Below are 24086 nucleotides of genomic sequence, written 5' to 3' on the forward strand. Positions count from 1 at the left end.
GGTCAAGCTCCTCGGGCGGTGGTGTTCGCACCGGGCGCGGGCTCGGTACGGCCGGTGCTGGACGTCTGCTGCCGCTCGTGCGGCTCCGACTCCGAACGCGACTTCCGTTCGGGGAGTCGCCACGGTCGGCGTGTGCGCGGCGGCACAGGATCGACACCGCCAGAGTTCCAGGGGTTGCAGCGCAGGATGCGCCACACGGTGAGGTAGGTGCCCTTGAACGCACCATGGACGGACATCGCCTCATACCCATAATGCGAGCACGACGGGTAGAAGCGACACACCGGCCCCAGCATCGGGCTGATCGTCCACTGATAGACCCGAATGAACCCCATGAACAGGTACTTCACGCCGTCGCTCCCGGCTTGGCCGCGGGCCCGTCCATGCGAACCGCGACAGGGCGCCCGGCCCGGCCCAGAAGCCGGTCGAACGCTGCGTCCAGATCCCGTGCCAGTGCGGAGTGCTCCGCCTGGGCAGCAGGTGGCAATGCCCGTACCACGACCAGGCTACCTGCCGGAAGCAGGGCCATCCGATCGCGTATGAGGTGGCGTAGCCGACGCTTGACGACGTTACGGACAACCGCGGGGCCGACAGCCTTGCTCACGACGAAACCCGCACGCGGTGGTGGAGCGTGCTCCACATCCGCGTGCGGGTCCTCTGCCACAGATTGGCGCAGGGTGTCCGGCTCGGACGGCCGTACGGTCGCCAGGGTGCGGTCGGACGTCACGGGCCCACTCGTCTCCTGGCGATGCAGGTGGACGACCAGGTTCGGACGGCCGGCTCGACGCCCGCGGCGAACCGCGATCGCGAAGTCCTCGCGCCGCCTCAGCCGGTTATCGGCAGGCAGCACGGAGAGATCCGCGAACTCAGGCGGAAAGCTCCGCGCGGCCCTTGCGGCGACGGGCAGCAAGGATGGCGCGACCGGCACGGGTGCGCATGCGCAGCCGGAACCCGTGGGTCTTCGCCCGGCGACGGTTGTTCGGCTGGAAGGTGCGCTTGCTCACTCGGGGGCTCCAGGATTTGAATCGTGGGCCGGCAGAAAAGACCGCCGGCCACCACCGTACGTCCGCATCGACATGATCTCGGACATGCGGCAGCGGTCGTCAGACAACTAGACCGGCCCACGGTACGTACCAACAGGCGACGGGGTCAAATGGGGGATCCGGGGCACGTCGCCCACCTGCGAAAACACAGTATCGAGCAGTCTGTACACAGGCTGTGGACAACGGGTTGAGCAGGTTACCGGGCGCCACTACCGTGAACAGGTGGGTCGGACCGGAGCGCTCGCTCCCGGGGTCCGGGACACTGGGAGCCCTCCCGAGACCTGCGTCGACGCAATGAAAGAGCGTGCACTGTGGCTGACATCACCAGCGACCTCGCCGCAGTCTGGGCACGGTTCCTGGAACGACTGGCCACCGACGACTCGGTCACGGCCAAGGACAAAGGATGGCTCCAGCGGACGCAGCCGCTGACCCTGTTCTCCGACACCGCACTGCTGGCGGTGCCGAACGAGTTCGCCAAGGAAGTATTGGAGACCCGGCTCCGTCAGGTGGTCACGGACGCGTTGAGCCACGGTTTCGGCCGGCCGATCCGGTTCGCGGTCAGCGTCGAGCCGGGAGCCGGCGAACCCGAGCCGGTGCCCGAGCGGCACGACCGCTCGCCCCGGCACGACGACTACAACCCGGGCCCGTACGGGCGCCCCTCGTATGGCGGCGACCGCTACGGCCGCGACGGCTACCCCCAGGAGCCGTACGGCCAGCAGTCGTATCGCCAGGACCGCGATCCGTACGCCGAGCCGCAGTACCAGCAGGACTACCCGCACGAGCGCTACGCGCCGGGACCGTATCGGGATCAGCGCGATCCGCGCGAGCAGCGCGATCCCAGGGACGGTCGGGACGGCCGTGAACAGCGTGACCTTCGTGATCCCCGGGAGCCGCGTGAGCCGCGTGAGCCGCGGGACACCCGTGATCCGCGCGACGCGCGCGACCCGCGGGATTCCCGTGATCCATACGGATACGGCGGCAGCCCGAGCGCCTCCTCGGATCATCCGGGAATTCCGCCGTCGGACGGCACGCTCTTCGCGGATCGCGAGGACCTGTTCGGGCCGCCCGGCTTTTCCACACCGTCCGTCCACAGCTTTGTGGATAATTCGACACATCAATCCGGCGACAGAGAGCAACCGCCGGGCTCCTCGCAGCCGCCCCAGCAGTCCCAGCCCCCGCACCAGGCGCCGCCCGTACCGCCGGCCGACGTGCCCGGTGGGCCCGGTGGGCGACCGCTGCGGCTGGCCCGGCCGGGCACCGGGCGCGAGCACGGCGTGGTCGAACACGAGCCGGCCGCGCGGCTGAACCCCAAGTACCTGTTCGAGACGTTCGTGATCGGGTCCAGCAACCGGTTCGCGCACGCGGCGGCGGTGGCGGTGGCCGAGGCGCCCGCGAAGGCGTACAACCCGCTGTTCATCTACGGCGAGTCGGGCCTGGGCAAGACCCACCTGCTGCACGCGATCGGGCACTACGCGAAGAGTCTGTATCCGGGCACCCGGGTGCGGTACGTGAGCTCGGAGGAGTTCACCAACGAATTCATCAACTCGATCCGCGACGGCAAGGCCGACGGCTTCCGCCGGCGCTATCGCGACGTCGACGTCCTGCTTGTGGACGACATCCAGTTCCTGGAGACCAAGGAGCAGACGCAGGAGGAGTTCTTCCACACCTTCAATACGCTGCACAACGCGAACAAGCAGATCGTGATCTCCTCGGACCGGCCGCCCAAGCAGCTCGTGACGCTGGAGGACCGGCTGCGCAACCGGTTCGAGTGGGGGCTGTTGACCGACGTGCAGCCGCCCGAGTTGGAGACCCGGATCGCGATCCTGCGCAAGAAGGCCATCCAGGAGGGCCTCAACGCGCCGCCGGACGTCCTGGAGTACATCGCCAGCAAGATCTCCCGGAACATCCGCGAGCTGGAGGGCGCGCTGATCCGGGTGACCGCGTTCGCCAGCCTCAACCGCCAGCCGGTGGACCTGCAGCTCACCGAGATCGTGCTCAAGGACCTGATCCCGGACAGCGCGGGGCCGGAGATCACGGCGACCACGATCATGGCGCACACCGCCGCCTACTTCGGGCTGTCCGTCGAGGACCTGTGCGGCACCTCGCGCAGCCGGGTGCTGGTCACCGCGCGCCAGATCGCGATGTACCTGTGTCGTGAGCTGACCGACTTGTCGCTGCCCAAGATCGGGGCCCAGTTCGGTGGGCGCGACCACACGACGGTGATGCACGCGGACCGCAAGATCCGCTCGTTGATGGCCGAGCGGCGCTCGATCTACAACCAGGTGACCGAGTTGACGAACCGCATCAAGAGCTGATTCGGCGTCTCGAGACCGCTTCGGACCGGCCGGCGTTCCCCTTCGGGGCCGCCGGCCTTCGCATGTCCGGTGTGACCTTCGTCTCATCGGCTCCACGGAGGCCGAGTTATCCACCGATCGGCGCCGACTTGGGCATCCACACCATGGGGATGACGCGTTTGCCGTCGAGTTCCCCACAATGGCTCCGGGATCCTGGGGAAAACGCCGGCGAGCCGGCAGGTCAGGTTCCTGTGGTGATGTGGAGCGAACTCCTCCACAGACTGTGGATAACTTTCCCTTCGCGCACCGTCCACCGCCGTGTTGTCCGGTTGTCCACGTCCCGTCCACCGAAATTCCGAGCTTGTCCCCAGGTTGTCCACGGATGTGTCCACAGTCGGGCCGGTTTCACCCCTTACGGTGAATCCCGAGCCGAGCGGCGTCCGCAGAGGGTGGGGACAAGTGGCCCTCAACCTGGGGATTGACTGGGGACAAGTACGGGTACGGCTGGGGACGGCCTGTGGAGCCAATTCGGGCATCCACAGACACAGGGGGTTTATCCACTGGTCCACCCACACCTCGAAGTGGATAAAGAACAGCCTCTGACCTGCGCATATACCGGTTATCCACGGTATCCACACCCCCTACTACTACGACCACACGAAGTTCAAGAGAGATCCACGGAAAACGGTCGGGTCGGCCCGAATCTGTGGACTGCGGGTTTGCCGGGGGCTGCGCGGGCTGTCGGCGCGGTGCGTCAGACTGTGTCCCGGTGGTAGGCCCCGACGGCCCGACACCGACTGCCGAACCGACGAACGGCAGACAGACGACAGACAGACGGCCGGTAACGGCAGGAGGCGGTGAACCGGTGAAGTTCCGGGTCGAGCGTGACGTTCTCGCTGATGCGGTGGCGTGGACCGCGCGGAGTCTCCCGGCGCGGCCGGCGGTTCCCGTCCTCGCCGGATTGCTCCTGGAAGCGGCGGACCAGCGACTGACGCTGTCCAGCTTCGACTACGAGGTCTCCGCCCGAGGCGGCGTCGAGGCCGAGATCGACGAGCCGGGCCGGGTGCTGGTGTCCGGGCGACTGCTCGCCGACATCTCCAAGAGCCTGCCGAACCGCCCCGTCGAGGTGTCCACCGACGGCGCCAAGGTGACCGTGGTCTGCGGCAGCGCCCGATTCACCCTGCCCACCCTGCCTGTGGAGGACTACCCGGCGCTGCCGGAGATGCCCACCGCCGCCGGGACGGTCGAGGGCGACGTGTTCGCCGCCGCCGTGGCCCAGGTGGCCATCGCGGCCGGCCGCGACGACACGCTGCCGATGCTGACCGGCGTCCGGGTCGAGATCGAGGGCGACCTGGTCACCCTCGCCGCCACCGACCGATACCGGCTCGCGGTCCGCCAGTTCCACTGGAAGCCCGAGGCCGACGGCCTCTCCTCGGCGGTCGCCCTGGTGCCCGCCAAGACGCTCAACGACACCGCCAAGTCGCTGACCCAGGGCGACAGCGTGCAGATCGCGCTCTCCGGGGACAAGATCGGCGAGGGCATGATCGGCTTCGAGGGAGCCGGTCGACGCACCACCACCCGGCTGCTCGAAGGCGAATTCCCCAAGTACCGGGCGCTGTTCCCGGAGCAGTCGGAGACCGTCGCGACGGTGGAGACCGCACCCTTCGTGGACGCCGTCAAGCGCGTGTCCCTGGTCGCCGAGCGCAACACCCCGGTGCGGCTGTCGTTTTCCAACGGCCGGCTGGTGCTCGAAGCCGGTTCCGGCGACGAGGCGCAGGCCTCCGAGGCGATCGACGCGACGCTGGAGGGCGAGGAGATCTCGATCGCCTTCAACCCGACGTTCCTGCTCGAAGGGCTCAGCGCGATCGGCTCCCCGGTCGCCCAGATCTCCTTCACCACGTCCACCAAGCCCGCCGTGATGACCGGCAAGCCGGACGTCGAGGCCGAGGCCACCGACGAGTACCGCTACCTGATCATGCCGGTGCGCCTGTCCGGCTGACGCCGGACAGCGGCCGAACCGGGTGGGATTCACACCCGGGTTCGGCCGCGTCCACCGTGCATGACCCCGCAGCAGCACGGGCAACCGCTACCCGCGTACCGTCGACGCGGTGAAAAGCCCCCACAAGGGGTGTGCAAGCGGCCTCGGCGGTGCCCCACCCGGCATCGCAGCAGCGAACGAAGGATTTCAGGATGCAGCTCGGACTCGTCGGCCTCGGCAAGATGGGTGGCAACATGCGCGAGCGTCTGCGGCGCGCGGGTCACACGGTCGTGGGCTACGACCGCAACCCGGACGTCGCGGATGTGCACAGCCTCAAGGAACTTGTGGACGCGCTCCCCGAGCCGCGCGTGGTGTGGGTGATGGTGCCGGCGGGCGCGCCGACCCAGGCCACGGTCGACGAGCTCGGCGAACTGCTCTCCCCCGGTGACGTGGTCGTCGACGGCGGCAACTCCCGCTGGACGGACGACATCAAGCACGCCGAGGCGCTGGCCGCGAAGAACATCGGCTTCGTCGACTGCGGTGTCTCCGGCGGCGTCTGGGGTCGCGACAACGGCTACGCGCTGATGTGCGGCGGCGACGCCGCGAACATCGCGAAGGTGCAGCCGATCTTCGACGCGCTCAAGCCCGAGGGCCCGGCGGGCTTCGTGCACGCGGGCAAGGTCGGGGCCGGGCACTTCGCGAAGATGGTGCACAACGGCATCGAGTACGCGCTCATGCAGGCCTATGCCGAGGGCTGGGAACTGCTCGAGGCGGCCGACGTGGTCACCGACGTGCGCGAGGTGTTCCGCAGTTGGCAGGAGGGCACGGTCATCCGCTCGTGGCTGCTCGACCTGGCCGTGCGCGCGATGGACGAAGACGAGCACCTGGAGGGCCTGCGCGGCTACGCGGAGGACTCCGGCGAGGGTCGCTGGACCGTGGAGGCGGCGATCGACCACGCCGTCCCGCTGCCCGCGATCACCGCGTCGCTGTTCGCCCGGTTCGCCTCCCGTCAGGACGACTCGCCGCAGATGAAGATGGTCGCGGCACTGCGCAACCAGTTCGGTGGCCACGCGGTCACCGCCGCGTCGACGCACAAGGGGGCCGACGCCCCGGGCGCCGACACCACGCCGCCGAAGGAGGCCGACGCGGGCTGATCGCCGGCCCGCCCGCCCATGCATGTAGCGCACCTTTCACTCGTCGACTACCGGTCGTACGCCCGGATCGAGGTTCCCCTCGAACCGGGCGTGACCGCGTTCGTGGGGCCCAACGGCCAGGGCAAGACGAACCTCGTCGAGGCGATCGGATATCTGGCCACCCTCGGCAGCCACCGGGTCGCCTCCGACGCGCCCCTGGTCCGGCTCGGCGCCGAGCGGGCGTACGTACGGGCCAGCATCGTCCGTGAGGACGGCCGCAGCGCGCTGGCCGAGTTGGAGATCAATCCCGGCAAGGCCAACCGCGCCCGGATCAACCGCTCGGCCGCGACCCGGCCGCGCGACCTGCTCGGCCTGCTGCGCACCGTGCTGTTCGCGCCGGAGGACCTGGCGCTGGTCAAGGGCGACCCGGGCGAACGCCGCAGGTTCCTGGACGAGTTGCTGACCGCGCGCACCCCGCGCCTGCTCGGCGTACGCCAGGACTACGACCGGGTGCTCAAGCAGCGCAACACGCTGCTGCGCACCGCGGCCCTGGCCCGGCGGGCGGGTGGTGGTCGCAGCGGCGCGTTGAGCACGCTGGACGTGTGGGACGAGCACCTGGCCGCGACCGGTGCCGAACTCACCTGTGCCCGGCTCGATCTGGTCGCCGCGCTGCAACCGCTGGTGGACAAGGCCTACGACGCGTTGTCCACAGGCGGTGGACCGATCGTCCTGGACTACCGCAGTTCGATGTCGGAGGATCCGCTGCCCACCGACCGGGCCGGCGTGCACGCGGTGCTCACCGCGGCGATCGCGGCGGGCCGGGCGGCCGAGGTGGAGCGCGGCCAGACACTGATCGGCCCGCACCGCGACGATCTCGTCCTGCGCCTGGGCCCGCTGCCCGCCAAGGGCTACGCCAGCCACGGCGAGTCCTGGTCGTACGCGCTGGCGCTGCGGCTGGGCTCCTACGAACTGCTGCGCGCGGACGGCGGCGAGCCGGTCCTGGTGCTCGACGACGTGTTCGCCGAGCTGGACGTCACGCGGCGCGCGCGGCTCGCCGAGATGGTCGCGCACGGCGAGCAGGTGCTGGTCACGGCCGCGGTGGCCGAGGACGTGCCGGCCGCGCTCGCGGGCGCGCGCTACGACGTCGCCGCGGGCGAGGTTCGGAGGGTCGGGGATGAGTGACGAGGCCCACATCCCGCCCGCCGGCGGCCCCGGGCGGGCCGAGCAGCCCCCCGCCGAGCCGACCCGCGGGATCGACCTGGCCCGCGCGGCGCTGACCCAGGCCCGGGCCCAGGCGCGGACCCGCCACGACGTTCGGCAGGACCAGGCACAGGCCCGACGTGGCTTGAAACGCAGTGGGTCCGGTCCCGACGATCGCGACCCCCAGCCGCTGCGGCAGATCATGGGACGCCTGGTCAGCGAGCGCGGCTGGCAGACTCCGGCGGCGGTGCACGGGGTCCTGCAGCGCTGGCCGGAAATCGTCGGACCGGCGCTGGCGGCCAACTGTCGCCCGGAGCGCTTCGAGGACGGCGAACTGGTGGTTCGCGCCGAATCCGACAACTACGCGACCCACGTGCGGTGGCTCGCGCCGAAACTGCTGGCCCGGCTCAACCAGGAGCTGGGCGACGGCACCGTCACGTTCATTCGGGTCCTGGGCCCGGCGCAGGAACGCCGCCGGGGGCAGTGGCGCGCGCAGCCGTAGGCGGTTTTCGGCCGCGGGCGATCGGGCCCGCGCCCGCCCGCGGGCGGGCCGCGGCGCGAACGACCGCCGCCGGCCGGGGCGATGTGTCCGGTGTCATACCGGTCTGACACGCTGTTACCGTCCGAGTCGGTCGCGCCGCGTGGACAGGCATGAGAGCGATTCGGGACCCCGGGGCAAGTAGGGGGACATGCGACAGGGCACATCAGGGCGCCACACGCGGACACAGGCCCCTTGGGAACCCATCTTTGTGTCGCCCCGACCGGTAGACTGAACCAGCAATACCGCTCATGCGGATCCTGTTTCGACTTCCGCGGCTCCGTGCCCGGGGGCGTGTCGGGCCGGCCGGCCGGTCGTCCGACGCTCCCTGCCGATCCTGCTCCCGGGCAGGGAGCCGTGCTGTGCCAGAAAGGGCGCTTCGTGGCCGATTCCGGCAACCCCAAGGAGAATGACGTGGCCGGCTCGCCGGAAACCTCTGCCGCGAGCAACTCGCCGTCGTACGGCGCGAGTGACATCCAGGTCCTGGAGGGCTTGGACGCGGTCCGGAAGCGCCCGGGCATGTACATCGGTTCCACCGGTGAGCGCGGCCTGCACCACCTGGTCTACGAGGTGGTGGACAACTCGGTCGACGAGGCCCTCGCGGGGCACGCGACGCACATCGAGGCGACCATCCTCGCCGACGGCGGCGTGCGGGTGGTCGACAACGGGCGCGGCATCCCCGTCGACATGCACCCGGTCGAGAAGAAGCCCGCGGTCGAGGTCGTGCTGACCATCCTGCACGCGGGCGGCAAGTTCGGCGGCGGCGGCTACTCGGTCTCCGGCGGTCTGCACGGTGTCGGTGTGTCCGTGGTCAACGCGCTGTCCTCGCGCCTGGCGGTGGACATCCGCCGCGACGGCTACCGCTGGACGCAGGACTACAAGCTGGGCACGCCCACCGCGCCGCTGGAGCGGCACGAGGCGACCGGCGAGACGGGCACCCAGGTCACCTTCTGGGCCGACGGGGACATCTTCGAGACGACCGTCTACTCGTTCGAGACGTTGTCCCGGCGCTTCCAGGAGATGGCCTTCCTCAACAAGGGCCTGACCATCTCGCTCACCGACGAGCGCCCGGACCACGTGGACGACAAGGGCGAGCAGCTCTCGGTCACGTACCACTACGAGGGCGGCATCGCCGACTTCGTGCGCTACCTCAACTCGCGCAAGGGCGAGCTGGTCCACCCGTCGGTGATCGACATCGAGGCCGAGGACAAGGGCCGGACCATCTCGGTGGAAGTCGCGATGCAGTGGAACTCGCAGTACACCGAGGGTGTGCACAGCTTCGCCAACACGATCCACACGCACGGCGGCGGCACCCACGAAGAGGGCTTCCGGTCCGCGCTGACCGCGTTGATCAACCGCTACGCGCGGGAGAAGAAGCTGCTCAAGGAGAAGGACGAGAACCTCGCCGGCGAGGACATCCGCGAGGGTCTGACCGCGATCATCTCGATCAAGCTCGGCGACCCGCAGTTCGAGGGACAGACCAAGGACAAGCTGGGCAACACCGAGGCCAAGACCTTCGTGCAGCGGGTCGTGCACGAGCACCTCACCGACTGGCTCGACCGCAACCCCGCCGAGGCCGCGGACATCATCCGCAAGTCGATCCAGGCCGCGACCGCGCGCATGGCGGCCCGCAAGGCGCGCGACCTGACCCGACGCAAGGGTCTGCTGGAGACCGCGTCGCTGCCGGGCAAGCTCAGCGACTGCCAGAGCAACGACCCGTCCAAGTGCGAGATCTTCATCGTCGAGGGCGACTCGGCCGGTGGTTCGGCCAAGTCCGGCCGTGACCCGATGTACCAGGCGATCCTGCCGATCCGCGGCAAGATCCTGAACGTCGAGAAGGCCAGGATCGACAAGATCCTGCAGAACACCGAGGTCCAGGCGCTCATCTCGGCCTTCGGCACCGGGGTGCACGAGGACTTCGACATCGAGAAGCTGCGCTATCACAAGATCATTTTGATGGCGGACGCCGACGTCGACGGTCAGCACATCAACACCCTGCTGCTGACCTTCCTGTTCCGCTTCATGCGCCCGCTGGTCGAGGCCGGACACGTGTACCTGTCGCGCCCGCCGCTCTACAAGATCAAGTGGAGCCGGGACGACTTCGAGTACGCCTACTCGGACCGCGAGCGCGACGCGCTGCTCGAACTGGGCCGACAGGCCGGCAAGCGCGCCAAGGACGACTCGATCCAGCGCTTCAAGGGTCTCGGCGAGATGAACGCCGAGGAGCTGCGGGTGACCACGATGGACATCGACCACCGGGTCCTGGGCCAGGTCACGCTCGACGACGCGGCCCAGGCCGACGAGCTGTTCTCGGTGCTCATGGGCGAGGACGTCGAGGCCCGCCGGTCGTTCATCCAGCGCAACGCCAAGGACGTCAGGTTCCTGGACATCTGACCAGCCGGGGGGATCCGCCGCGGCGCGGATGTCCACACCCGAGTCGGCCCCACGCCACACCTCGAAAGGACTTTGACCAGCAATGGCCGAAGAGAACACCCCGGCGCCCGAAGGCGACCCGGCGGACGCGGTGAACAGTACCGGCGGTCTGCGGATCGAGCCCGTCGGGCTCGAGACCGAGATGCAGCGCAGCTATCTCGACTACGCGATGAGCGTGATCGTCTCGCGCGCCCTGCCCGACGTGCGCGACGGCCTCAAGCCGGTGCACCGCCGCGTGCTCTACGCGATGTACGACGGCGGCTACCGGCCCGAGAAGGGCTTCTACAAGTGCGCCCGCGTCGTCGGCGACGTGATGGGTACGTACCACCCGCACGGCGACACCTCCATCTACGACGCGCTGGTGCGGTTGGCCCAGCCGTGGTCGATGCGGATGCCGCTGGTGGACAGCAACGGCAACTTCGGCTCGCCGGGCAACGACCCGGCCGCGGCCATGCGGTACACCGAGTGCAAGCTCAAGTGGCTGTCCATGGAGATGCTCCGGGACATCGACGAGGACACCGTCGATCTCCAGGACAACTACGACGGCCGCAACCAGGAGCCGACGGTCCTGCCGGCGCGCTTCCCGAACCTGCTCGTCAACGGCTCCGCGGGCATCGCGGTCGGCATGGCGACCAACATCCCGCCGCACAACCTGCGCGAGGTGGCGTCGGGCGCGCAGTGGTTCCTGCAGAACCCGGACGTGTCGGCGGAGGAACTCCAGGACGCGCTGATCGAGCGGATCAAGGGCCCGGACTTCCCCAGCGGCGCGCTGGTGGTCGGCCGACGCGGGATCGAGGACGCGTACCGCACCGGCCGCGGCTCGATCACGATGCGCGCGGTGGTCGAGGTCGAGGAGATCCAGAACCGGCAGTGCCTGGTGGTCACCGAACTGCCGTACCAGGTCAACCCGGACAACCTCGCGCAGAAGATCGCCGACCTGGTCAAGGACGGCAAGATCGGCGGCATCGCCGACGTCCGCGACGAGACCTCCTCGCGCACCGGCCAGCGCCTGGTGATCGTGCTCAAGCGCGACGCGGTGGCCAAGGTCGTGCTGAACAACCTGTACAAGCACACCCAGTTGCAGGACACCTTCGGCGCGAACATGCTCGCGCTGGTGGACGGCGTCCCGCGCACGCTCTCGATCGACCTCTTCATCCGCAACTGGGTGGAGCACCAGATCGAGGTGATCGTCCGGCGGACCCGCTTCCGGCTGCGCAAGGCCGAGGAGCGCGCGCACATCCTGCGTGGTCTGCTCAAGGCCCTGGACGCGATCGAGGAGGTCATCGCGCTGATCCGGGCCTCGAACACGGTCGACGAGGCGCGCACGGGCCTGATCGGGCTCCTGGAGATCGACGAGATCCAGGCCAACGCGATCCTGGAGATGCAGCTTCGCCGGCTGGCCGCCCTGGAGCACCAGAAGATCACCGCCGAGCACGACGAGCTGATGGCGAAGATCACCGACTACCAGGCGATCCTGGCCTCGCCGGACCGGCAGCGGCTGATCATCAGCGAGGAACTCGCCGCGATCGTCGACAAGTTCGGCGACGACCGGCGCAGCGCGCTGGTGCCCTTCGACGGTGACATGTCCATCGAGGACCTGATCGCCGAAGAGGACATCGTCATCACCATCACGCGCGGCGGCTACGTCAAGCGCACCCGGACCGACCTGTACCGCTCGCAGAAGCGCGGCGGCAAGGGGGTGCGCGGCGCGCAGCTCAAGCAGGACGACATCGTCGACCACTTCTTCGTGACCACCACGCACCACTGGATCCTGTTCTTCACCAACAAGGGCCGGGTCTACCGGGCCAAGGCGTACGAGCTGCCGGACACCGGTCGGGACGCGCGTGGTCAGCACGTGGCCAACCTGCTGGCGTTCCAGCCGGACGAGAAGATCGCCCAGGTGCTCGACCTGCGCGACTACGAGGTGGCGCCGTACCTGGTGCTCGCCACCAAGGCCGGTCTGGTGAAGAAGACCGCGCTCAAGGAGTACGACACCAACCGCGCGGCCGGCGTGATCGCGATCAACCTGCGCTCGGACGAGGCCGGTGACGACGACGAGGTGATCGGCGCCGAACTGGTCTCCGCGGACGACGATCTGCTGCTGGTGAGCAAGAAGGCGCAGTCGATCCGGTTCACCGCCACGGACGAGACGCTGCGGCCGATGGGTCGGGCGACATCCGGGGTGAAGGGGATGAGCTTCCGCGAAGGTGACGAACTGCTGTCGATGAACGTGGTGCGCGAGGGTACTTTCGTGTTCACGGCCACCGATGGGGGCTTCGCGAAGCGAACCAGTGTGGACGAGTATCGCGTCCAGGGACGTGGGGGCCTGGGCATCAAGGCCGCCAAGATCGTCGAGGACCGAGGTTCACTCGTCGGGGCTCTCGTTGTGGACGACACGGATGAAATCCTCGCCATCACCCTCGGCGGTGGAGTGATCCGTACCCGCGCCGCGGGTGTCCGGCACACCGGACGTGACACGATGGGTGTGCAGCTGATCAACCTGGGTAAGGGCGACGCCGTTGTCGGCATCGCACGTAACGCCGAACCTGAGCCCGAGGCCGAGATCGACCCTGAGGTCGACGGGGCCGAAGCCGGTGCGGCCGATGGCACGCACGAGCCGACCTCCACCGTCGAAGGGGAGGTCGCGCCCGGCGGGCAGGAAGGGTGACGCGTGAGCACAGACCGGAAGTCGGCCGGCGGGAGAGGCGAGCGCGCCGACCGGGGTCGGGCCGGCGGGCGCGCTGACAGCACGAGCCGTAGCGAGGCGGCACCGCCCCCCACGGGGCCGGTGCCGCCGAAGCCGGTCGCACCACCTCCCGTGAAGGGGAGTGGGCCCGCCAAGGACGCGGCGGCACGTCCGCCGCGTCCCTCGGCGCCCACCCCGTTCACGTCCCCCTTCCCTCCCGCGGCTGCGGCGAGCGAGGGTGCGGAGCGGCCGCCGGCCGCGGTCAACGGCACAGCGGCCACCGCCCGCCCGACGGCCGGCGGCACGATCACCACGCCGCGCCCGACCCGGGGCACCCCGGGCGGGGGCACTTCGTCGACCGGTCACCAAGTGGGGCGGCCCATGGCGCAGCAAGGGCGGGTCGGGCCGGAGCCGCAGCCCCGACCGAGCGCGCGCTCCCGGCGGGCCCGGCTGCGGGCGGCGCGGGTGGACCCGTGGTCGGTGATGAAGGTCGGTTTCCTGCTGTCCTTGGCACTGGGCGTGGTGCTGATGGTCGCGGTGAGCGTGCTGTGGCTGGTCCTGGACGGCCTCGGCGTGTTCACCTCGGTGGGCGACACGGTCAAGGAGGCGACCCAGTCGGAGAACAACGCCGGCTTCGACCTCCAGCACTTCCTGTCCCTGAAGAACACGCTCTTCTTCAGCGGCATCGTGGCCATCGTCGACGTCATCCTGGTGACCGCGCTGGCCACTCTCGGAGCCTTCCTCTACAACCTCACCGCGTCCTTCACCGGAGGCATCGAGGTCACGCTGGCCGAGGAGGACTAAGGATTTTGGTGGCGGGCAAGCGGTGCGGTACGCTCTTCGAGCACGCACGCGGGCCTATAGCTCAGACGGTTAGAGCGCTTCCCTGATAAGGAAGAGGCCACAGGTTCAAGTCCTGTTAGGCCCACTCTCATAAGTGCAGATCAAGGGCCCTTCCTCATTCACAGGGGAAGGGCCCTTGATCATGTGTGGGGAAATTGTGGGGAATCCGGCTCAGACTGCCCGGTTCTCCTCCAGGTCGGCGATTACCGGCCCAAGGTGCGGGAGCAGGCCGACGAGCGTTTCCCGTTCGTTCGCGTCGAGCGTCGGCAGTGAGGCATCCCAGCGAGCCTCAGGGACGTCGGATACCCGCTGCTCCACTTCCGGCGTCACGTGTTCGTAGATCCGTGCGATACCCGGCATCTTGTGGCCGAGGTGAGCCCGCCGGGCGACTTCCGGCACATCATCGTGTGCGAGCCACGTCGGAGACGATCGACCCCGCGAATGCCTGCGCCGTGCGTTCAAACTTTCTCTACGTGTTCAAGGCGCCCGCCCGCCGCGCACGGCGCGGGGCGCGCGTCCGGGGCCCGGCCGCCGCTCCTGTCTTCGCCCCACGCCGACCGGGCCCCGGACGCGCGCCTGCCGAGCTCGGTGGATCGGTCCGCCGCGGTCGAGTCTTTACCTTCGCGCCGATCGGCGGACAGCGGAGATCCTCCGCAACGCTGGCGGCGGTGAACTGATGAAGCACGGTCGTAACGGCCGGATCATCGACAAGCGCACGATTGCCCCCGGGAACGACCCCGCAAGCTCCGAGGGTTAACCGATAGCGCGGTGGTTGCTGCGCGTGGCGACCACCGCGCCGATCGGACCCTGGCTACGCCCGCCGGGTGCGGCGACAAGCCGCAGTGGGTCGGGGATCCACTGTTCGGCGGAGCGGCTCCGATCCGCCGGAGCAAGGGACGGGGCACTGATCAGCTCTGGGAACCTTCGATGGCCTCGAAGATGTCGGAGTCGGTCTCCTGCTGCCAATCCGGCAGATCCGACCAGTCCGCGACGTAGCCCGGCTTCGGGTCCTCGAAGTGCTTGAACATCTGAGCCGTCCAGCAGGTCGCGACGAAGCGTCCCTTCTGTTCACGCGTCAATCTGGTCGCGTGGCCGGCACTGACTTCCAGGAATTGACGGACCTGGTCGAAGACGGCGCCCGCAGCTTCGCGTTCCCACTCCGGGGTGTCGTCCCAAGGAGTCACGTATCCCGGCTTCGGTTCGCCCGGGAAGTACTTGTGAACGCTTGAGATCCACGTCTCGCGGAACAGTCGTGCCCCGTGGTGCTCCGACATGTCTACCCCTCTCGTCACGCCATGTTCAGTGCGATGATCTCGGCTTGCAGGTCGGCGATGCGACCGTCGTGAGCCGGTTGACCGAACTCGCCCAGCAGCCCTTGGAGCCTACGGGCGACGTATCCGGACGAGGACTCACGGGCGAGCTGAAGAGCTTCCCGACCGTAGGTCACCACTTGGTCCGGATCCCGGCGCTTCGCGCCGATCGCTGCGAGGTCCGTCAGTACGGCCGCGCGTCGCCGAAAGGATTGCCCTGGTGCGAGCGCGCCTTGAGCCAAGGCGCCGACCAAGACGTTCTCCGCTCGGTCGAGGTGCCCGAGTTGTACGTAGCGGGCACCGCGTTCCTCTGCGAGCCGGGAGCCGTCGAACCGAAGCCAACCGCCGTTGTGGCCGGGGCCATCGAGTTCGGCTACCTGCTCCGCGTTGTCGAGCGCACGTTCGCAAGCTGCCATCTCGCCGAGACCGGCGTACGCCTCAGCCTGGACGCAGGCAACCCAATGCCGTGTCGAGAGCGAACTGTCCCCGCGGCGCGCTACTTGCTCAGCGCCCGACAGCGTTCGGGCCGCTTGCCTATAGCGGTGCTGGTACAGCTCGACGTAGGCATGTCGCACCAGCGCACACGCCCACAGGTCGAAGGACCCCGCTTCCCTGCCGGCGACAGCAGCCAGGGTGTAGGAGGCCGCGGCATCGGCGTAGCGGTCTCCGTCGAAGGCGAGTTCGCCTGCCAGTTGGAAGAGATCACCCGCAGCCCCGCACAGTCCCTGGAGTTCGGCGGTCGACCCACCGTCCATCGAACTGTTCAGCGTGGAGAGCTGATCCCGCACGATCGGGCGCACCGATCCCTTGGTTCGGGCGCGCAGGTACACCTGCCACAGATGATCGTTCATCTGTAAGAAGTCGGTGGTGCGGCCCCGCTGGGCCACCTCTGTAAGTGCTTCCGCGTTCTGAACGGGGATGCCTACGAGGGCACTTGTCACGGCTATCGCGCGCAGGAAGTCGCGTCGAATCATGTCGTCAATGCTCTCCAGGCCGGGGTGGTCGCCTGCCGGCGACCCGGTGGGTCTCTCGGAACCGGCCTGTAAGGGGATCACCAGAGCATCGAGCCCGGCGAGATCCACTTGCAGCAATTTGGCTGCTTTGGGCCGAAGTTGAGGCTGGGGTGTGGTTTCCCCCCGCTCCCAGCGCCCCACCGTTGTGCGGTCGACACCGAGTGCATATGCGAATGATTCCTGACTGTAGCCCAGGAGTTTGCGGCGATCTGCAAGGCCCACGCGAGCCTCCTTCCCCTGTTTCACCGTGAACTACCAGGTGGCACAGGCTGTGCATCCGATGTGCATCAAGAGTGCCGCTTCGATGCGGTGGAGAAGCCCAACTCCAGACGGTTCGCTGAAGCCATGACGGTTGTTCACAATGCGGGACCGATGGTGCTGCCCGTTGGACACGCGATGTCGCTCCGCGTCTACCGACTGACGCCCGACGGAAACCGAAGCGACGTACGTGCTCCTGAGACCTTCACGAGCTACGCCATGCCCTGGGGTGGCACGCCCGAGCCTCCATGTCGATGCTCTCTTGCGAGCTGCCCTCTGCCGCGCGGAATCTGAGCGGCGCCGGAGTGGGCCTGCGGTTGAGCAACCTCCTGGCTGCGTCGGCCCAATGACGCGGCTCCTTTGATCGGAGCCGCTCGACTCCTGCGGGATGTCGGGCGGATCCCGCGCCACACCAATTCAAGTCTGGCGAAGGGTGGAACGAGCATGACAAGCACGCTGTCACCGAAGGTCGCGACAGGGGTACTCGTCCCTGCCGCGGTTCGCGCAAGGCTTACAGCACGCATCCGAGCGGACCGTCCCGAGATCGACGCCGATCTCGCCGACCGGATTGTCACCGGGACCGCCGAGTTCCTTACGGTCAGCGCGGCCGACCCCAGGGCGCGCATGGTTCCGTCGGCCCTCATCGACGTCGGTTGGCACGCGTGGGTGCTCCACACGGTCGACTACGCCGAGTACTGCGACCGGATTGGCCGGTTCGTTCATCACGTGCCGGACACCGGGCCGCGCACCATGGCGCAGGGCCGGGCCGAGGTCGTTCGCACGGCCGAGGTGATCAAGGCGGCCGGCTTCGAGGTCGATGCCGAACTGTGGGCGGTTGCCGCGGCCGACTGCTCCCAGTGCCATGCGGGATGCCACGACAGCCCGTGATCACACGTAGGTGAGGAGCGCCCCCGATCGGCATCGTCACGAGCGGGGGCGCCCCTTCGACCCATCCGCCCCGAAGCGAGAGAGCATCGACAATGCCCCGTCGCCATGCATGGACCGAACTACCCGAGTCGGTCCGCGAGAAGATCCGGCAGCACACCGGCCCCATTCGTTCGATGCACGCCCCCGAGTTCGGCAAGTCGTCGGAGTTCTCGGCGACGCTCGAGACGCGGGATGGCCGGGTGTTCTGCAAGGGGGTTCGTGCGGACCGGCCGTACGCGTGGACGCACCGCAACGAAGCCGCCGTGGCGCCGTTTCTGCCCGTCTCGCTCGCTCCTGCGCTGCTGTGGAGTGTGGTGCAGGACGGGTGGCACATGCTCGGGTTCGAGTACGTGCCTGGACGCTACCCGTCGCTGTTGCCGACATCCGGCGACCTGGACATGATCGGCGACCTGGTCGTCACGATGGCCGAGACGTTGACGCCGTGCCCCTCCGCCGCACTGCACTCGATCGCCGACCGATGGGGCAGCGCTCCCGGTTGGGCTGCCGTCTACGCGAAGTCACCCGACGACCTTGATCCCTGGGCACGCGTGAACATAGGGGTGCTCGCGACGCTCGAACGGGGCGCCTCGTTGGACGGGGACACCCTCGTTCACTCCGACCTGCACCCGGCGAACATGCTCACCAGCGACGACCGGGTGCGCGTGATCGATTGGGCATGGTCGGCGCGAGGTGCCGCGTGGATCGATGCCGCATACGTGGTCGTCCGCCTCATGCACGAAGGCCACACACCCGAAGCGGCCGAAGCGTGGGCGATGCACGTGCCCGCTTTCGCCAAGGCGCCCGACCGGGTGATTGACGCGTTCGCCGTGAAGCTCTCCGGGATGTGGGAGTTCATCACCCGGTCCCCCCGGGCACGGCCGCACTCCCGAGCACTCGCCGACACCGCCCGGGAATGGGCCCGGTACCGGCTCGACTGACACCACGACCCGCGAACCGAAGCGCCCGGGGACCGTCGCCTAACGGCCCCCGGGCTGAGCCGATCAGCGTTTCCCTGAAGAGGAGCTGACAAGCCATGACAGAGCCTATTGCCCGCTTACTCGCATGGGTGCTCGGACGACCGGCCCCAAAGCCGGCAACCGGCATGCACCGCAGCGGCCAACTGAACCGCCCCCGCCCCGCCGGACCGAGCAGGCCCAAGCGCATGCGGAAGGCCAGTGCTGTGACTTGGCGCGACTTCACCCCGCCGACGCCCGAGGACGTAGCCCGCCGTGAGGCAGCAGAGATCACAGCCCGAGCGCCTCTACCCGCCGTGGCAGTTGAATCCGAGTTCGAGCCCGACCATGTACTCGTACGCCCGTTCGTGACGCGGCTGTACGAGGAGCGAGCCCGGAAGCAGGCCGAGGAGGATGCCTACTGGGTACGTCGCGGCGAACAGATGGAGCGGGAAGCCATCCAACGAGAGCGGCGAGAAGCCATGCGACGACACGAGAGGGTTTCACTGCAAGAGCGCCGAGACACAGCGGAAGGCATCGGATCGGGCCGACCTTTCACCATCACGGGCCGAGGGACCGCGTACGTATGACGCTGCCTCAACCCGCACGCGCGCGCTTCTGCCATCGCTGCTCAGAGATGCGTGACGATGTCGAAGTCGTGCGCCGTGTCGTCACCGCGAGCGGACCGGGATGGAGCGAGTACGCGTGCAGGCGATGCTTCGATCGGACCGAGCCGAAGGTGTCTGTGGGAGTCGAGGCGGCCCCATTGAGTCGAGCTTGCGAAGCCGAACTCGTCCCGCAGGTGTGGGGCGATTCTGGGGCGAGCAACGGAGCGGAAGGCGCCGGAACCCGTCGCAACCCGAGGCAACACGCCTTGTGAGACAAGGGATCTGCGTGTTTGCCCAAGTCAGAGGCGTGCGCGAGCATCCCTGATAAGGAAGAGGCCACAGGTTCAAGTCCTGTTAGGCCCACTCTCATAAGTGCAGGTCAAGGGCCCTTCCCCGTGTCTTGGGGAAGGGCCCTTGATCGTCTTGGGGGAGATTTAGGGGAAACCCGGATCAGGCCGCCGGCCCCAAGTGCGGAAGCAGCCCGACGAGCGTTTTCCGTTCGTTCGCGTCGAGCGCCAAAAGCGGGCCGTCCCAGCGAGCCCCGAGGACGTCGGATACCCGCTGCTTCATTTCCGGCGTCGCGTGTTCGTCGACCCGTGCGATCCCCGGCTGGAGTACCGGATCAACGACGGCGTCCCGTCCCGGCCGAGAGGCGGGTTCAGCCGCGGAGGAGTTCGGCGACGTGGGCGTAGGAGTCGTCCGCGTAGCCGGCCGCCATGCCCCGGCGCGCGATCTCATGGGCGGCGGAGATCACCGTACTGTCGACGCCCCGGCTGCGTGAGGCCTCCAGGACATGGGACATGATCGCCGCCGCCGAGCGGAGGTTGGAGCCCCCGGCGGGGTAGCTGCCGGTGTCGACCTGCTCGGCGAACGCGTCGATCACGTCGGGCAGGAGCGCGGCGACGCCCTTGGCGTAGGGGGCCAGGTCGGATGCGGTGACGCCCTCGGACCCGGCGAGGGCGAAGGCGTGGACGACGCCGGTCAGTGCCGTCCAGAAGATGTCGAGCAGTGCCACGTCGTGCGCCCCCGCACGGCCCGGGTCCGTGCCAAGGTGCACACAGGTGCCGCCGATGGCCGCGAGGGTGTCCCGGTGGCGTTCGTACAGATCGGCCGGGCCGCTGTGGAGGACCAGGGTGGACGGGCCGCCGACGAGGTACGTCGGAACCATGATCGCGCCGTCGAGATAGCCGATGCCGTGGGCGTCGGCCCACTTTGCGGTGGCGCGGGCGTCGTCGGGGGTTCCGGCGGTGAGGTTGACCAGGGTCCGGCCCTTGAGTTCGGCGGCGTGCGGGGCGATGACGGCACGGACGGCTTCGTGGTCCAGCACGCAGATCACCACGAGGTCGCTCGCCGCGATCGCCTCCGCGGCGGTCCCGGCCTCGACGGCGCCGTTCTCCACCAGGCCGTCCGCCCGGCCCGGAGTACGGTTCCAGACGGTTGCGGAATGGCCTGCGGCCAGGAACGCGGAGGCCAGGGCCCGGCCCATCGGGCCCAGGCCGAGAACGGTGACGGGGGAAGCAGACATGGGGAACTCCGAGGTCGTGACGACGACCGATCCGCACACATGCGGGATGGGTGTGGCCGTCGGGGTGTTCGAGGGCAAGTGGAAGTCGTTCGTCATGTGGGCGCTCTCCGAGCGTCCGCGCCGCTTCGGGGAGACCAGGCGGCTGGTCACCGGCATCAGCGAGAAGGTGCTGACCCAGCAGCTCCGGGAGCTCCGGGCCGACGGGATCGTGCACCGGGAGGACTACGACGAGATGCCGCCCCGGGTCGAGTACTCGCTGACCGAACGGGGCCGTCGGCTCTACGAACTGCTGGAACTGCTCTCCGCCTGGGGTCGGGACCACCTGGCCGAGAGGACAGGGGCGGTATCGGACGACGGGCTTGGCGCGCCTCGACAAGACTTCCCGGTCGCCGGTCCTTGATCAAGTACGCACCTTCGGGTACGTGCCACGTCCCCTCCCGGCTTGGCGTTCGCGGCCCCGGATCGGTACGCCGACGGCCGGCGACGGGTGAGCCGCTTGACCGAACCCTCCCGGCAGCCCCCGGAGCCTACGGGCGACGCACCCGGACGAGGACTCACGGGCGAGCTGAAGAGCTTCCCGGCCGTGGGTCACCACTTGGTCCGGGTCCCGGCGCTTCGCACCGATCGCTGCGAGGTCCGTCAGTACGGCCGCGCGTCGCCGATACGGGTGCCCGAAGCACGCCCCGGCCTGCGGTGTCGTGGGGTTCGGCGGGGGATCGAGGGCACGCCCTAGGTGCGTTCGAGGAGGGTGCGGAGGCGTAGGCCCAACGCGGCGGCGACGTCCATGGGGTACCACGGGCTGCCTCTGTCGCGGAAATGGAACCAGTCGTCGTGCGGGCCGGGCACGTCCAGGACCTTGAGTCGTCTGTAGGTGTACACGACTTCGCCGAAGGGTTTTGCCGCCCAGCGTGTTCGCACCGCGTCGCAGGCGAGCTCCACCATCTCGTGGGTGACCTTCCACGCCTCGGGCGGGCCCTGCGGGCGCAGGAGCAGTACGACATCGGCGCCGTCGAGGCGGGGCGCGAGCTGCTCGGCCCACGCTGCGGATTCGCCGACCTGCGGCATGGCGCCGGCATCGATGGTGACGTCGTCGCACCGCAGCCCGAGGAGGCGGACATTCTCCACGAGCCACATCCGGATCCGGTCACTCGGGAAGGACGGCCGGGTGCCGAGCGAGACCAGCGCGACCAAGGGGCGGCCGGGCGAAGACGCATCGGCTTCGCCCTGCCGGCCACCACGCCACGGCCATCGTCTCCTGAGCATGAGCGAGGATGCTACAGCCGATGGCCCGTGGCGTCTTACGAGAAAAAGCCTTCGTTCCCGGTCGGCGGGGCGGCGCGGGTCGGGCCGCCCCCTTGGTGGGTCAGTCGCGCAGGGCGGCCGGTTTCGTGTTGCCGACCTTGGCCTCGGTGACGGTGAGTTCGCCCCAGTAGATCATTCGGTTTCGCGACGTGAACTCCGGATCGCACGTGGTCAGGGTGATCAACCGACGGCCCGCCGGGCCGCCCAGGTCCGGGGGGCGTGCGGTGAGCACCGAGCCGTTGGAGGGCTTGGTGATGAACGGGCCCTTGACGATCGTGTACGTGAACCACTGGGTCTTGGTCTCCACGACCACCTTGTCGCCCGCCTTGAGCTTGTTCAGGTGGCGGAACGGCTCGCCGTGGCCGTTGCGGTGCCCGGCGAGGCCGAAGTTGCCCGCGCCGCCCGGGCCGACGTAGGGCGGGTAGGTGTAGTGGCCGACGCCCTTCGAGAGCGAGGCCAGGCTGGAGCCCTCGATGATCGGCTTGAACCAGCCCGAACCGAGCCTGGGGATCCACAGGACGGCCATCGTGTCGCCGCGGATGCTGCCGCGCGAACCGGGCACCTGCTGACCGTCCTTGCCGCCGTCCGTGCTCACGTCGGTGGGGCCGGTGAGGATGTCGGTCGGCGGCTGCGCCCGGGGCGCCTCCGCCTCCGCCTCCGCCTCCGCCGCCGACTCCGCCTCCGGTGTGCCGGGGGTGCCCGCCCTGGCCCAGTCCTTGCGGAGCTGCTCCACTTCGCTGCGGGCCTCGGCACGGGCCTCGAAGTTGGTCCAGTAGAGCTGGTGTACACACAGCAGCAGCCCGACCAGGCCGAGTGTCAGGAGCAGTTCCGCCCCGACGCGAATCGTCTTGCGTACAACGCCCATGGGTCGACAGCTTGGCATAGCCAAGCAGTTAGGTCAGGACCCGGAGGCCGGAATGTGACGTGTTCTCACTTGGCCGCGAGCAGCGCGTCCGGCTTGCCCTTCGATCGGGGCCGCTCCTCCTCCAGGTGCCCCCAGACGATCAGGCGGTATGTGGACGCCCCGTCGGGAGTGCACGTGGTCAGCGTGATGTAGCGACCGGCCTTCTTGTACGGGCCTTTGTCCGGGATCGGGTCGATCACCTCGATGTGCTGCGGCGAGGTCTCCGGCAGGTCGGCGTCGACGGTGTACGTGAAGTACGTCGTCGCGGTCTCCACGACGATCTTGTCGCCGGGCTTGAGCTTGTTGATGTAGCGGAACGGCTCGCCGTGCCCGTTGCGGTGCGCGGCCACCGCGAAGTTGCCCTGGGCGTCCCAGGGCATCGCGGTCTGCGGGTCCGTGTAGTGGCCCACCAGGCCGTTGTTGAGCACCTTGGCCCGATCGGTGCCCTCGGCCACCGCCTGCTTCTCCATCCCGATCCGCGGGATGTACATCAGCGCGAACCCCTTGTTCGGCGCGACGTATTGGCCGGGGTTGCGCGGGTCGACCACCTGACCGGGCGTGTTGTTCCAGCTCTGCTGTATGTCGTGCGCCTCCTCCCGGGCCTTCTCCGCCGCCACGATGTTCGTCCACCAGGTCAGGTAGACCACGTACAGCACCAGCAGTACGCCCACCGTCATGGCGAGTTCGCCGACGAGTCGGGCACCGGCGGTGAGCACCCGCGAGCCCACCGACGGCTTGGCCGCCCGGCGCCGCGCGGCCCGACCGGCCCCCTCGGCGACCGCCGGCCCGGCGGGCGGGCGATCGGCTCCTCGGCCGCCCTTCTTCCGCTGCGCCTTGCGCCGGGCCGCCCGGCCACCGGAGACGGCCGCGCCGCCGGCCGCGGCGCTCGGCGCGGCCGCGGCACTCGACACGGGGGGCAGGACGGACGTGGCACCCATGGACGGATCGTGTGCGGGGTCGAGTGCCAAAGCCGGCGTCGGGCCCGCGACCGCCGTTCCCGCGTCCTCCCGGAACCACACACCGGGGTCGGCCGCGACGGCGGCCGACGAAGGCTCGACACCCGCCGGCCCGAGCGCCCGGGGCCCCGGCACCGCGGGCCCCAACGCTCCCGGCCCCGGCGTCCCGGGCCCCAACGCCCTGT

Annotated in this window: 22 protein-coding genes and 1 tRNA gene; 12 read left to right on the plus strand and 11 right to left on the minus strand. The window is 69.0% G+C overall.

Annotation, left to right across the window (positions count from 1 at the left end):
* Positions 1 to 2: 2 nt before the first annotated feature.
* The 3 genes from yidD to rpmH are packed head-to-tail and all read right to left on the minus strand — an operon-like array spanning position 3 to position 1001.
* On the minus strand, positions 3 to 347 hold the full coding sequence (gene yidD / locus ACWCPW_RS07675) for a membrane protein insertion efficiency factor YidD (RefSeq protein WP_020557146.1): 345 nt from the start codon (positions 345 to 347) through the stop codon (positions 3 to 5).
* Positions 344 to 847: a ribonuclease P protein component gene (rnpA, locus tag ACWCPW_RS07680; protein ID WP_449760641.1), complete on the minus strand. Its 504-nt coding sequence runs from the start codon at positions 845 to 847 to the stop codon at positions 344 to 346. The genes yidD and rnpA overlap by 4 nt, the downstream gene beginning before the upstream one ends.
* A gap of 16 nt (positions 848 to 863) precedes the next feature.
* A complete protein-coding gene (gene rpmH, locus ACWCPW_RS07685) occupies positions 864 to 1001 on the minus strand; it encodes a 50S ribosomal protein L34 (RefSeq protein ID WP_010849920.1) in 138 nt (45 codons plus the stop codon).
* Between the two features lie 350 nt (positions 1002 to 1351).
* Between rpmH and dnaA the strand changes: the two genes are divergently transcribed.
* The 9 genes from dnaA to ACWCPW_RS07730 all read left to right on the plus strand — a co-directional run bounded on the left by dnaA (position 1352) and on the right by ACWCPW_RS07730 (position 14230).
* Positions 1352 to 3355 (plus strand): chromosomal replication initiator protein DnaA, encoded by a 2004-nt coding sequence (dnaA, locus tag ACWCPW_RS07690; RefSeq protein WP_449760642.1) that lies wholly within the window; start codon positions 1352 to 1354, stop codon positions 3353 to 3355.
* Between the two features lie 844 nt (positions 3356 to 4199).
* Positions 4200 to 5333, plus strand: a complete 1134-nt coding sequence (dnaN, locus tag ACWCPW_RS07695; protein ID WP_449760643.1) for a DNA polymerase III subunit beta — start codon at positions 4200 to 4202, stop codon at positions 5331 to 5333.
* Between the two features lie 191 nt (positions 5334 to 5524).
* Positions 5525 to 6466: a phosphogluconate dehydrogenase (NAD(+)-dependent, decarboxylating) gene (gene gnd, locus ACWCPW_RS07700; RefSeq protein ID WP_449760644.1), complete on the plus strand. Its 942-nt coding sequence runs from the start codon at positions 5525 to 5527 to the stop codon at positions 6464 to 6466.
* An 18-nt stretch (positions 6467 to 6484) separates the two neighbouring features.
* On the plus strand, positions 6485 to 7627 hold the full coding sequence (gene recF, locus ACWCPW_RS07705) for a DNA replication/repair protein RecF (RefSeq protein WP_449760645.1): 1143 nt from the start codon (positions 6485 to 6487) through the stop codon (positions 7625 to 7627).
* Positions 7620 to 8147, plus strand: coding sequence for a DUF721 domain-containing protein (locus ACWCPW_RS07710; RefSeq protein ID WP_449760646.1), 528 nt, complete (start codon positions 7620 to 7622; stop codon positions 8145 to 8147). Before recF ends, ACWCPW_RS07710 begins: the two co-directional genes overlap by 8 nt.
* 393 nt (positions 8148 to 8540) lie before the next feature.
* A complete protein-coding gene (gyrB, locus tag ACWCPW_RS07715; protein WP_449760647.1) occupies positions 8541 to 10577 on the plus strand; it encodes a DNA topoisomerase (ATP-hydrolyzing) subunit B in 2037 nt (678 codons plus the stop codon).
* 82 nt (positions 10578 to 10659) lie between these two features.
* Positions 10660 to 13284 carry a DNA gyrase subunit A gene (gene gyrA / locus ACWCPW_RS07720; protein WP_449760648.1) on the plus strand — a complete coding sequence of 875 codons (2625 nt, stop codon included), beginning with the start codon at positions 10660 to 10662 and terminating at the stop codon, positions 13282 to 13284.
* A 399-nt stretch (positions 13285 to 13683) separates the two neighbouring features.
* On the plus strand, positions 13684 to 14106 hold the full coding sequence (locus ACWCPW_RS07725; RefSeq protein ID WP_449760649.1) for a DUF3566 domain-containing protein: 423 nt from the start codon (positions 13684 to 13686) through the stop codon (positions 14104 to 14106).
* Positions 14107 to 14156: 50 nt separating this feature from the next.
* A tRNA-Ile gene (locus tag ACWCPW_RS07730) sits at positions 14157 to 14230 on the plus strand.
* Positions 14231 to 14316: 86 nt separating this feature from the next.
* On the opposite strand, the gene ACWCPW_RS07735 is transcribed toward ACWCPW_RS07730, so the two are convergent.
* The 3 genes from ACWCPW_RS07735 to ACWCPW_RS07745 all read right to left on the minus strand — a co-directional run bounded on the left by ACWCPW_RS07735 (position 14317) and on the right by ACWCPW_RS07745 (position 16690).
* Positions 14317 to 14544 carry a hypothetical protein gene (locus tag ACWCPW_RS07735; protein ID WP_449760650.1) on the minus strand — a complete coding sequence of 76 codons (228 nt, stop codon included), beginning with the start codon at positions 14542 to 14544 and terminating at the stop codon, positions 14317 to 14319.
* A gap of 509 nt (positions 14545 to 15053) precedes the next feature.
* Positions 15054 to 15419, minus strand: coding sequence for a hypothetical protein (locus ACWCPW_RS07740; RefSeq protein ID WP_449760651.1), 366 nt, complete (start codon positions 15417 to 15419; stop codon positions 15054 to 15056).
* A 14-nt stretch (positions 15420 to 15433) separates the two neighbouring features.
* Positions 15434 to 16690 (minus strand): helix-turn-helix transcriptional regulator, encoded by a 1257-nt coding sequence (locus tag ACWCPW_RS07745; protein WP_449760652.1) that lies wholly within the window; start codon positions 16688 to 16690, stop codon positions 15434 to 15436.
* Positions 16691 to 17170: 480 nt separating this feature from the next.
* On the opposite strand from ACWCPW_RS07745, the gene ACWCPW_RS07750 reads away from it, so the two are divergent.
* Positions 17171 to 17614, plus strand: a complete 444-nt coding sequence (locus ACWCPW_RS07750) for a glycine-rich domain-containing protein (RefSeq protein WP_449760653.1) — start codon at positions 17171 to 17173, stop codon at positions 17612 to 17614.
* Positions 17615 to 17706: 92 nt separating this feature from the next.
* A complete protein-coding gene (locus ACWCPW_RS07755; RefSeq protein ID WP_449760654.1) occupies positions 17707 to 18591 on the plus strand; it encodes a phosphotransferase family protein in 885 nt (294 codons plus the stop codon).
* Between the two features lie 323 nt (positions 18592 to 18914).
* Here the strand turns inward: ACWCPW_RS07755 and ACWCPW_RS07760 are convergent, their stop codons facing one another.
* A complete protein-coding gene (locus tag ACWCPW_RS07760; protein WP_449760655.1) occupies positions 18915 to 19100 on the minus strand; it encodes a hypothetical protein in 186 nt (61 codons plus the stop codon).
* A 772-nt stretch (positions 19101 to 19872) separates the two neighbouring features.
* Entirely contained in the window at positions 19873 to 20739 is an 867-nt protein-coding gene (locus ACWCPW_RS07765) for an NAD(P)-dependent oxidoreductase (RefSeq protein WP_449760656.1), read from the minus strand.
* Between ACWCPW_RS07765 and ACWCPW_RS07770 the strand changes: the two genes are divergently transcribed.
* Positions 20738 to 21139, plus strand: a complete 402-nt coding sequence (locus ACWCPW_RS07770; protein ID WP_449760657.1) for a winged helix-turn-helix transcriptional regulator — start codon at positions 20738 to 20740, stop codon at positions 21137 to 21139. The two genes, ACWCPW_RS07765 and ACWCPW_RS07770, sit on opposite strands and share 2 nt — an antisense overlap.
* 329 nt (positions 21140 to 21468) lie before the next feature.
* On the opposite strand, the gene ACWCPW_RS07775 is transcribed toward ACWCPW_RS07770, so the two are convergent.
* The 3 genes from ACWCPW_RS07775 to ACWCPW_RS07785 all read right to left on the minus strand — a co-directional run bounded on the left by ACWCPW_RS07775 (position 21469) and on the right by ACWCPW_RS07785 (position 23883).
* Positions 21469 to 22002, minus strand: coding sequence for a hypothetical protein (locus ACWCPW_RS07775; protein ID WP_449760658.1), 534 nt, complete (start codon positions 22000 to 22002; stop codon positions 21469 to 21471).
* A 100-nt stretch (positions 22003 to 22102) separates the two neighbouring features.
* Positions 22103 to 22906: a class E sortase gene (locus ACWCPW_RS07780; RefSeq protein WP_449760659.1), complete on the minus strand. Its 804-nt coding sequence runs from the start codon at positions 22904 to 22906 to the stop codon at positions 22103 to 22105.
* Positions 22907 to 22971: 65 nt separating this feature from the next.
* Entirely contained in the window at positions 22972 to 23883 is a 912-nt protein-coding gene (locus tag ACWCPW_RS07785; RefSeq protein ID WP_449760660.1) for a class E sortase, read from the minus strand.
* Positions 23884 to 24086: the final 203 nt, after the last annotated feature.

The organism is Embleya sp. NPDC001921 (genome assembly GCF_053594475.1).